This window comes from Micromonospora sp. NPDC049529, from assembly GCF_055586685.1.
In genome coordinates this window covers 259,864-269,207 of the sequence record NZ_JBVJHT010000013.1, presented here as the reverse complement: position 1 = coordinate 269,207, position 9,344 = coordinate 259,864, and the positions used below count along the sequence as shown (strand labels likewise).

General features: G+C 70.5%; 8 protein-coding genes. 3 read left to right on the top strand and 5 right to left on the bottom strand.

The window, feature by feature from the left end; all coding sequences use genetic code 11:
- The first annotated feature begins 269 nt into the window (after positions 1 to 269).
- The 3 genes from ACZ6QQ_RS24165 to ACZ6QQ_RS24155 all read left to right on the top strand — a co-directional run bounded on the left by ACZ6QQ_RS24165 (position 270) and on the right by ACZ6QQ_RS24155 (position 3,798).
- On the top strand, positions 270 to 2,702 hold the full coding sequence (locus tag ACZ6QQ_RS24165; protein ID WP_465879276.1) for an ATP-binding protein: 2,433 nt from the start codon (positions 270 to 272) through the stop codon (positions 2,700 to 2,702).
- A gap of 231 nt (positions 2,703 to 2,933) precedes the next feature.
- The gene (locus ACZ6QQ_RS24160) at positions 2,934 to 3,101 is read left to right on the top strand and encodes a hypothetical protein (RefSeq protein ID WP_465879275.1); all 168 of its coding nucleotides are present in this window, start codon (positions 2,934 to 2,936) and stop codon (positions 3,099 to 3,101) included.
- Positions 3,102 to 3,192: 91 nt separating this feature from the next.
- Positions 3,193 to 3,798, top strand: a complete 606-nt coding sequence (locus ACZ6QQ_RS24155) for a hypothetical protein (protein WP_465879273.1) — start codon at positions 3,193 to 3,195, stop codon at positions 3,796 to 3,798.
- Positions 3,799 to 3,897: 99 nt separating this feature from the next.
- Here ACZ6QQ_RS24155 and ACZ6QQ_RS24150 read toward each other — a convergent pair whose 3' ends face one another.
- From ACZ6QQ_RS24150 to ACZ6QQ_RS24130, 5 genes are read right to left on the bottom strand one after another with little or no spacing between them, the layout of a single operon-like run.
- The gene (locus ACZ6QQ_RS24150; RefSeq protein WP_465879270.1) at positions 3,898 to 5,097 is read right to left on the bottom strand and encodes a saccharopine dehydrogenase family protein; all 1,200 of its coding nucleotides are present in this window, start codon (positions 5,095 to 5,097) and stop codon (positions 3,898 to 3,900) included.
- Between the two features lie 29 nt (positions 5,098 to 5,126).
- Positions 5,127 to 5,927 carry an ABC transporter permease gene (locus ACZ6QQ_RS24145; RefSeq protein ID WP_465879266.1) on the bottom strand — a complete coding sequence of 267 codons (801 nt, stop codon included), beginning with the start codon at positions 5,925 to 5,927 and terminating at the stop codon, positions 5,127 to 5,129.
- Between the two features lies 1 nt (position 5,928).
- Entirely contained in the window at positions 5,929 to 6,774 is an 846-nt protein-coding gene (locus tag ACZ6QQ_RS24140) for an ABC transporter permease (RefSeq protein ID WP_465879263.1), read from the bottom strand.
- Complete coding sequence (locus ACZ6QQ_RS24135) at positions 6,771 to 7,931, bottom strand: ABC transporter ATP-binding protein (RefSeq protein WP_465879261.1); 1,161 nt, start codon at positions 7,929 to 7,931, stop codon at positions 6,771 to 6,773. Before ACZ6QQ_RS24135 ends, ACZ6QQ_RS24140 begins: the two co-directional genes overlap by 4 nt.
- 6 nt (positions 7,932 to 7,937) lie before the next feature.
- Positions 7,938 to 9,164 carry a polyamine ABC transporter substrate-binding protein gene (locus ACZ6QQ_RS24130; RefSeq protein WP_465879259.1) on the bottom strand — a complete coding sequence of 409 codons (1,227 nt, stop codon included), beginning with the start codon at positions 9,162 to 9,164 and terminating at the stop codon, positions 7,938 to 7,940.
- Positions 9,165 to 9,344: the final 180 nt, after the last annotated feature.

Sequence of the window (9,344 nt, the reverse complement as noted above, 5' to 3'; positions counted from 1 at the left end):
CCCCCCCCCCCCCCCCCCCCCCCCCCCCCCCCCCCCCCCCCCCCCCCCCCCCCCCCCCCCCCCCCCCCCCCCCCCCCCCCCCCCCCCCCACCCCCGCCACGACGCCCGCGAACCCCCATCTGTAACCGAAAACCCCCACCCACACCCGATCGCATGATCTCTTCCTCAGCAACGGCGAGATCACCCAACGAATCATTGCGACCACGCAGAGCACGAACCTACGGTGTCGAGGCAGCCGCACCCCCACACCGCCCGGTAGGAGCAAGCCGTTGCCCAGCGCGGACGACCACCAGGCCGGGTTCGGTCCAGTTCTGCGATCGGCCCGCCGCAACGCCCACCTCACCCAGGAAGAACTCGCCGAAGCCTCCGGCGTCGCCGCCCGGACCATCAGCGACATCGAACGCGGCAAGGTCCGCACCACCCACCGGGACACCGCCCGACGCCTGGCCGACGCGCTCCGCCTCGCCCCCGACGAGCGGACCCGGTTCGAGGAGGCCGCCCGTGGCCGCCCCACAGCCGCCGCGCCACACCCCGTTCCGGAGATCACGTTCCGCCAGCTCCACCCTCCACCGACCCCGCTGATCGGGCGCGACGACGCGGTCCGGGCGGTGGCGGACACCCTGGCCCGCCCGGACGTACGCATCGTCACGATCACCGGCACCGGTGGGGTCGGCAAGACCAGGGTCGCGCTGGCCGCCGCCCGGCTCGCCGCCCCGGACTTCGCCGACGGCATGTCCGATGTGGACCTGACCCTGGTCACCGACCCGACGCAGGCGGTCTCGCACCTGGTCCGGGCGGTCGGCGGCGAGATCCGTACCGGCGACGCAGCCGAACTGGCCGAGGTGCTCGGCGCGCGGCGACTGCTGCTGGTGCTGGACAACTTCGAACACGTGCTGGCGGCGGCACCGGCGATCGCCACCGTCGTGGCCCGGTGCCCGAACCTCAAGGTGTTGGTCACCAGCCGGGTCGCGCTGCGGATCCGGGGCGAGCACGAGTACGAGGTGCAGCCGCTGCCCGTACCGGGGTCGGACGCGGACGACGGGACCGCGATCGGTGAGTCGCCGTCGGTGGAACTCTTCGCCTGGCACGCGCGGGCCCGTCAGGCCGACTGGGAACTGACCGGGTCGAACGCGGCGGCGGTCGCCGGTGTCTGCCGCTTCCTCGACGGGGTGCCGCTCGCGATCGAACTGGCGGCGGCCCGGATCGGGCTCTTCCCGGTCGAGGTGATCGCCGACCGGCTCGCCCACCGGCTCGGCCGGATCCGGCTGCTCACCACCGGGCCACGGGACGCGCCGGACCGGCAGCGGACCCTCCAGGCGGCGATCGGCTGGAGCGTCGACCTGCTACCGGAGGGCGTACAACGCCTGCTCGGGCGGCTGAGCGTCTTCCCCGCCGGCTACTCGGTCGAGATGGCCGAGACGGTCTGCGGCGGCGCCGGCCTCGACCTCGACGTGCTCGACGGGCTCACCCTGCTCGGCGACCACCACCTGCACCGGAGCCTGGACCGGGGCCGGTTCGCCATGTACGAGGCGGTCCGCGAGTTCGCGGCGGTCCTGCACCGCTCGCAGGGCGAGGAGCGGGCGGTGGCGGACCGGCACACCGGGTACGTGCTGACGGTCGCCGAGCAGGCGGCCCCGGAACTCGCCGGTGCGGAACAGGTGCGCTGGCTCGACCGGCTGGAGGAGTTGCGCTACGACATCGCCGCCGTGCTCGCCCGTACGCTGCCCGACGGTGACCCGGCGACGGCGGTGCGGCTGGCCGGCGCGGTGTGGCGGTTCTGGTACAGCCGGGGGGCGATCGCCGACGGCCGGCGCTGGTTGGAGGAGGCGCTCGGTGCGGCCGACCCGGATCCGGCCGACCCCGACCAGGCCGGGTTCCGGGCCCGTGCGCTCAACGGTGCGGCGGCGCTCGGTCACTACCTGGGTGCCGACACCGCCCTGGTCGGGGCGCGGTACCGCGCGGCCGGCGAGCTGTGGCGGCGGGTCGGCGACGACGTCGGCCTGGCCGGGACGCTGAGCAACCTGGCCATGCTGTACCAGTACAGCAACCAGACCGCCGAGGCCCGGCGCACCTACGACGAGGCGCTGGTCGCCGCCCGCCGGATCGGTGACGAGCGGGTCACCGGGACCGCGCTGCTGAACCTGGGCATCCTGCTGGTGCAGGAGGGTGAGTTGGACCGGGCCGGGCCGGCGCTGCACGAGGCGTTGCGGCTGTTCCAGCGGGCCGGTAACACCCGGGCGATCGCGGACGTCCACACCGCGCAGGCGTTACTGGCGACCGCCGCCCGGGACTACGCCGCCGCCGAGCGGCTCGCCGAACGCAGCCGGACGATGTTCCGCGAGTTGCAGGACGAGCTGGGCGACACCGAGGCCCTACTCGTGGTGGCCCAGGCCGTCGAACTCTCCGGCGCCGACGACGACCGGGCCCGCCGGATGTACGAGTCCGGGCTGGTCACCTGCCGCCGGCTGGCGGACGCCTGGGGGCCGGGTCTGGCGCTGATCGGCCTCGGGCGGCTGGCGTTGCGCCGGGGTGACCATCGCGCCGCCGCCGACCTGGCCGACGAGGCCCTGGCGTTGTACTCGGCCCTCGACTTCGACATCGGCGTACGGATCGCGCAGGCGCTGCGGCGTACGGTCGAGTCGTGCCGGCTCGACGCCGCGCACGTACCCGACGCGGAGATCTACGCGCTGCTGCCGCCGTAGCCGGATCGCGGGTTCCGTGGGTTCTTCCGTGGGTTCTTCTGCCTGGTTGCGACCACTGCCGACGGTGACCATTGAGTCAACGGAAAAGCAGCTCCCGACCCCCGGGGGATCGGGACGGACAGAAGGAAGTGAACCCGATGTCGGATGAGATCGCCGAGGCCCTGCTGCACGCGGGCAAGCACGTCGTGATGCACATCTTCCACATCCTGACCGACAACTGAGGGCGGAGCGGTGTCCCTCCTCGGGCCGGAACGGGCCGGCGGCACCGAGTGCTGCTTCCCGCAGGAGTCGGACGGCTGCGTGGTACCGGTCCCGCGCCGGGACCGTGCCGACCTGCCCGGCCAGTTGCCGAACGTCCTCGCCGTCGCGGCCATCGTCGGCGCGAGCACGAACGCCTGATCCAGCAGCGCACCGGAATCGCCACTACGGGCCCGGTGGTCCGATCCGACCACCGGGCCCGTCCCAGCCAACCCCTCAACCGGAGGAAACCATGAAGTTCCGTCGTAGTCTCGCCCTGGTCGTCGCGGGTGTGGCCGCCCTGCTGGTCTCGGCCGGCGCACCCGCCCACGCCGCCAAACCCGACAAGGTCGGTTCGATCGGTACGCTCGTCGTCACCGGCCCGACCTTCGCGGTGACCATCCAGGGCAGCGCCGGGGGCACCGGGTTCACCCGGTCCGGCACCCTGGTCCTCGGTCCCACCGTCACGAACGTGACCACCAACGGGGTCAACCCGCTGGAGATCTGCCTCACCTCCGGTTTCCCCGCCGGGGTTCCGCAGGTCGGCGCGATCCGGTTCGGCTCGAACTCGTACTGCTTCTCGAACAACGCCAGCCTGATCGACGTGGCGTACGTCGGGGTGTCGGGCGGAACGGTGGCGATCGCGCCGGACTCGTCGCTCGCGGCGACGTACGTGAACACGTTCACCCGCAGTGCGAGCATCACCGCCTGCCTCTACACCCCGGTGTCGGGCCAGGCGCAGTACACCTTCTACACCAACGGCACCGTGGCCGGCTCGATCTCGATCACCGGGTACGGCGGGGCGTCGTGCGGGTACACCTCGTACTCCGCCTCGGTCAGCGGTTACCAGATCGCCTGATCATCGGGTGTGCTCTACCCCGAGCGGGTGGCGTGGTCACGGTGGCGCAAGCCACCCGACCCCGGCCGCCCGTTTCGGCCGTGCGGTCCCACCTGATTCTCACCGGTCCTCGATGCCCCACGGCGACCCGTACGCGGTGAGCAGGTCGAGGAACGGCTTCGGCGGCAGCGCCTCCGGCCCGAGTACGCCGACACCGCCCCACACCCCGCTGGCGAGCAGTTCGAGGGCGATCACCGGGTTGATCGCGGTCTGCCAGACGACGGCCTGGTGGCCGTACTCGGCCATCGACCATTCGTTGTCGACCACGTGGTAGAGGTAGCTGCGGCGGGGTTTGCCGTCCTTACCGGTGCCGGTGACCCAGGTGCCCGCGCAGGTCTTGCCGCGCATCCGGTCGCCGAGTCCGGCCGGGTCGGGCAGGCAGGCGGCGACCACGTCCCTTGGCGCCACCTCCAGGCCCCGCACCGACACCGGTCGGGTCGAGTCCAGCCCGAGTTTGTGCAGCGTACGCAGCACGTCGATGAACTCGGCGCCGAGCCCGTACTTGAAGGTGACCTTCCGGGCCGGCACCCAACGCGGGATGAGCAGGACCTCCTCGTGCTCGACGTGCACGCACTCGACCGGGCCGATCCCCTCGGGAAAGTGGAACATCTCCGGTTCGGCGAACGGTTCGGTGGTGTACCAGCCCCGGTCGGCCTCCCAGATCACCGGCGGGTTGAGGCACTCCTCGATGGTGGTCCAGATGGAGAACGACGGGGCGAAGTCGTAGCCGTCGACGGTCAGGTTCGCGCCGTCGCGTACGCCGATCTCGTCGATGTCGGCGAAGAGTTCGTCGGCGGCGTAGCGGGCGAAGACGTCCGACAGGCCCGGTTCGACACCGATGCCGAGCAGCGCCAACCGCCCGGCCTCGGACCATTTCTCCGCGACCGCGAACTGGTCGTCACCGAGCTTGACCCCGCATTCGGCGTAGGGCCGGTCCGGGTGCGGGCTGGACAGCGACATCGCCATGTCGAGGTAGTCCGCGCCGGCCGCCAGCGCGCCGGAGAAGATCGGCATGACGAAGCGCGGGTCGACGGCGTTGAGCACGTGCGTGATCCCGTGTTCGCGGCAGAGGGCGGCGACCGCGTCGGCGTTCGAGGCGTCGACGGTGGCGGCGACGAACCGGGATCGACCGGCGACCGCCCGCTGCGCGCGGGCAGGGTCGTAGTCGGCGACGACGCAGAGGTCGAAGAAGTCGCGGCGGTCGGCGATCGCGGCAGCGGCGGAGCCGACCCCGCCGGCGCCGAGGAGGAGGATGCGCATGAAAAAACCCTTTCCGGGTACGGGGGGGGTCAGCGGTGTACCCGTAGTCGCCGCCCGACCGATCCGCCGAGCACGAGCAGTACGGCGATCGCGAACATCGCCGTGCCGATCACGTTGACCTGCGGCGGGATACCACGCTGGGCGGCTCCCCAGACGTACATGGGGAAGGTGACGGTGGTGCCGGAGTTGAAGTTCGTGATGATGAAGTCGTCGAACGAGAGCGAGAACGCCAGCAGGGCGGCGGCGACGATGCCGGGCAGCACCAGCGGCAGGGTGATCCGGCGGAACGTCTGCCACTCGTTGGCGTACAGGTCCATCGCCGCCTCTTCGAGCCGGCTGTCCATCCCGGCGAGCCGGGCCTTGACGGTGACGACCACGAACGAGACGCAGAACATGACGTGGGCGATCAGCACGGTCCAGAAGCCGAGCGGCACCCCGCCGGCCACGAACAGGGCCAGCAGCGAGGTCCCCATCACCAGTTCCGGGGTGGCCATCGGCAGGAAGACCAGCAGGTTCACCACGCCCCGCCCCCGGAACCGGTGCCGGACCAGGGCGAACGCCATCAGCGTGCCGAGCACGGTGGCGATGACGGTGGCGAGGAACCCGATCTGCGCGCTGCGGGCGACGGCAGCACACAGGTCGGCCGGGCCGCACGGGTTGGCCCAGTTGTCGAGGGTGAACTCGTTGAAGTCGTACGACACCCGGCTCGACGGCCGGTTGAACGACAGCGCCCCGACCACCGCGATCGGCAGGAACAGGTAACCGAGCACCACCAGCGCCACCACCATCACCCAGTGGTCGGCGACCCAGCGTCCGATCCGATGACCCATGTCAGATCACCTCCTCGGTGCCGGAGCGGCGCAGGTAGACGAAGACGATCGCCAGGATCGCCGCCATCAGCAGGAAGGAGAGGGCCGCGCCCTGCGGATAGTCGAGCCGGACCAGGAACGCCGAGTCGATCACGTTGCCGATCATGTACTCGTTCGGCGTACCGAGCAGTTCGGCGTTGATGTAGTCGCCGCTGGCCGGGATGAAGAAGAGCAGGGTGCCGGCGACCAGTCCGGGCGTCGACAGCGGCAGGATCACCGTACGGAAGGTGCGCACCGGACCGGCGTACAGGTCCTTCGCCGCCTCCAGCAGCCGACCGTCGAGCCGTTCCAGGCTGGCGTAGAGCGGCAGCACCAGGAACGGCAGGAAGTTGTACGTCAGCCCGAGCACCACCGCGAACGGGGTCGCCAGCAGCCGCCCGTCGGCACCGAGCAGGTGCAGGTCACGCAGCACGCCGACCAGGGCACCGTTGTCGGACAGGATCGTCTTCCAGGCCAGGGTGCGGACCAGGAAACTGGTGAACATCGGGGCGATGACGCAGACCAGCAGCAGGTTGCGCCACCGCCCGGCGCGCTGCGCGATCGCGTACGCCAGCGGGTAGCCGAGCACGATCGCGAGCACGGTGGCGATCCCGGCGTACAGGAACGATCGGACGAACTGCGGCCAGTAGGCGACGAGTACGTCGCCGTAGTTGCCGAACGCCCAGGTCATCGCGTATCCGGTGGCGAGCGAGCCGGCCGGGTCGTAGAGGCTGGCGGCGCCGAGTTGCAGCGCGGGTACGACGAAGAAGAGCAGCAGCCAGAGCCCGCCCGGCAACAACAGCAGGTACGGCAGCGCCTTCCTGCTCACGACGGAAGCTCGGCGGGGGTGTCGAGGATCGGTGTGGTCCGGTCGGTGGCGCCGGGTTCCCTCGGCAGCAGGAAGGCGTGCTCACCGCGCCAGTGCGCCACCACGTCCGAACCGACCGGCAGCACACCGGTGGCGCCGCTGTTCGCCACGAAGACCGACAGTTCGGTCCCCCACCCGGTCCGCACCTGGTACTGGGTGCTCACCCCGAGGTAGGCCGCGTCGCTGACCACGCCACTGATCGACTGGTGCCCGTCCGGCACCGCATCCTCGGCACCGACCAGGTGCAGCTTCTCCGGGCGTACGCCGAGGTAGACCGGTCCCCGGTCGACCCGGGACCGGGCCACGGGCACCGAGAACCGCGAGCCGTACGCCTCGACCGGAACCTCGTCCCCGGCGCGCCCGGCGGCGTCGCCGGCCAGCAGGTTCGACTGGCCGAGGAAGTTGGCGACGAACGCGGTGGCCGGGAACTCGTAGAGGTCGGCCGGGGCACCGAGTTGTTCGATCTTCCCGGCGTTCATCACCGCGACCGTGTCGGCCATCGTCATGGCCTCCTCCTGGTCGTGCGTGACGTGCACGAAGGTGATACCGACCTCGGTCTGGATCCGTTTGAGTTCGAGCTGCATCTGCCGGCGCAGCTTGAGGTCCAGGGCGCCGAGCGGTTCGTCGAGCAGCAGCACCTGCGGCCGGTTGATCAGCGCGCGGGCGAGCGCCACCCGCTGCTGCTGCCCGCCGGAAAGCTGCGCCGGATGGCGCTTGGCGTAGCCGTCGAGCTGCACCAGCGCCAGCATCCGGTGCACCTGCTCGGTCACCTCGCGGACCTTGCGGCGGCGCAGCCCGAAGGCGACGTTCTCGAAGATGTCCAGGTGCGGGAAGAGCGCGTAGCTCTGGAACACCGTGTTCACCGGTCGCCGGTACGGCCGCAGCCGGCTGATGTCCTGCTCACCGAGGAGCACCTGCCCACTGGTCGGCTCGGTCAGCCCGGCGACCATGCGCAGGGTGGTGGTCTTGCCGCAGCCGGAGGCACCGAGCAGGGCGAAGAACGACCCCTGCGGCACGGTCAGGCTGAGGTCGTCGACCGCGGTGAAGATGCCGTACCGCTTGGTCACGTTGACCAGCCGCAGGTCGCCCGCCGCCTGCTCTCTGATTGCTTCGGTCATCGCCGGCTACGCACCGATGACCTGCTGGAACTTGCCCTCGTAGGCGCGCTCCTGGGCCTCGTCCAGGGCCATGAAGACCTTCGCCTTGGCCAGCAGCGCCGCGTCCGGGAAGATCAGCGGGTTCGCCGCCAGCTCCGGATCGATCTTCTCCATCTCCGCCTTGGCCCCCTCGACCGGGCAGATGTAGTTGACGTACGCGGCGAGCTGGGCGGCCACGGCCGGGTCGTAGTAGTAGTCGATCAACGCCTCGGCGTTGCCCCTGTGGGTCGCCTTGTTCGGCACCTCCATGTTGTCCGAGAAGAGCATCACCCCGGAGTCCGGCGCCACGAACTGGATCTTGTCGTTCTCGCCCGCGAGCTGGATGACGTCACCGGACCAGCCGATGCACGCGGCCACGTCGCCCTTGGCCAACTCGGGCGCGTAGTCGTTGCCGGTGAACCGGCGGATCTGCCCGCTGTCGACGGCCCTCTGGAGCTTGGCCAGCGCGTCGTCGAACTGGGCCTCGGTGAACTTCGCCGGGTCGTGCCCGTTCGACTGCAACAGCAGCCCCATGGTGTCGCGCATCTCGCTCAACGCGGTCACCTTGCCCTTGAGGTCCGGGCGGGTGAGCAGTTCATCAACGGTACGGATCTCCTTGGTGACACTGCCGTTGTACGCGAGCCCGGACAGACCGGACTGCCACGGCAGGGCGTACTCGGCGTTCGGGTCGAAGGAGCGACCGCGCAGCGAGGCGAGCAGGTTCTTCTCGACGTTGGGCAGCTTGGTCTTGTCCAGCTTCTGCACCCAGCCGAGCCGGATCATCCGGGCGGCCATCCAGTCGGTGAGCACGATGATGTCGCGACCGGTCGACTGACAGGCGGCGAGCTGGTTCTGCACCTTGCCGAAGAACTCGTTGTTGTCGTTGATGTCCTCGGTGTACGTGACCTTGATGCCGGACTTGGCCTGGAACGCGTCGAGGGTGGGCCGCTTCGACTCGTCGGCCTCGTCCACGTCGAGATACTGCGGCCAGTTGGAGAAGGCGAGCGTCTTCTCGGTGCCGGAAAGGTCCTCGCTGACACAGCCGGCCTCGGTCTGCTGCGCCCCCTTGGTGCCACAGGCGCTCAGCGCGCCACCGGCGGCGAGCAGCGCCGCCGAGCCGGCGGCACCGTGCAACAGCGTCCGACGGGAGACACCGGGCGGCGGGGCCGGGCGCAGGACACCGGGCGGCGGCGGTGGGCGGAAACGGTTACGCATGACGGCTCCTCGGGGGTCGAGCCAGCGTGCGGAACGTGGGGGGTGGCGCCCGCCGGCCGGATGTCATCGCGACTGATCCAATGTGACGACGATCCTGGCATGCAGCACCGCTTGTTACAAGGGATTCCGTCGCGGAAGTAGCTGTTCGCAACGAAATGCGCCAGACTCACCGTGGTAACA

What these genes read in the sequence shown, in the direction of transcription:
- ACZ6QQ_RS24155 (WP_465879273.1), top strand. Translation starts at nt 3,193, where the DNA reads ATGAAGTTCCGTCGTAGTCTCGCCCTGGTCGTCGCGGGTGTGGCCGCC.
- ACZ6QQ_RS24130 (WP_465879259.1), bottom strand. Translation starts at nt 9,164, where the DNA reads ATGCGTAACCGTTTCCGCCCACCGCCGCCGCCCGGTGTCCTGCGCCCG.
- ACZ6QQ_RS24150 (WP_465879270.1), bottom strand. Translation starts at nt 5,097, where the DNA reads ATGCGCATCCTCCTCCTCGGCGCCGGCGGGGTCGGCTCCGCCGCTGCC.
- ACZ6QQ_RS24135 (WP_465879261.1), bottom strand. Translation starts at nt 7,931, where the DNA reads ATGACCGAAGCAATCAGAGAGCAGGCGGCGGGCGACCTGCGGCTGGTC.
- ACZ6QQ_RS24145 (WP_465879266.1), bottom strand. Translation starts at nt 5,927, where the DNA reads ATGGGTCATCGGATCGGACGCTGGGTCGCCGACCACTGGGTGATGGTG.